Origin of the sequence: Neisseria sp. RH3002v2f (genome assembly GCF_014596375.1) — a bacterium.
Classification (GTDB): Bacteria; Pseudomonadota; Gammaproteobacteria; order Burkholderiales; family Neisseriaceae; genus Neisseria; species Neisseria cinerea.
Genome location: NZ_MAYZ01000018.1, coordinates 1 through 268, shown reverse-complemented (window position 1 = coordinate 268; position 268 = coordinate 1). Strand labels below are relative to the sequence as shown.

Annotated in this window: 1 pseudogene; it reads right to left on the bottom strand. The window is 47.0% G+C overall.

From position 1 onward, the window contains the following. A pseudogene (locus tag BBW69_RS02585) lies at positions 1-268 on the bottom strand (sel1 repeat family protein); the annotation flags it as partial.

The following is a 268-nucleotide window of genomic DNA, read 5'->3' as shown; positions in this document are numbered from 1 at the left end:
GAAGGCTGTTTTGCTTGTCTGCCAGCTGCTCGGCAAGACTCAATTGATGTTGGAAATGTTCAACTGCCTGTCCAAATAACTGTTCCGACTCCTTGCCTTTGGCTTTCATCGCCTGCTCAAAAGAGCAGTGGCCTAACGAAAATTGGGCATAGGTTTGTTGTTGAAGGCTGTTTTGCTTGTCTGCCAGCTGCTCGGCAAGACTCAATTGATGTTGGAAATGTTCAACTGCCTGTCCAAATAACTGTTCCGACTCCTTGCCTTTGGCTTT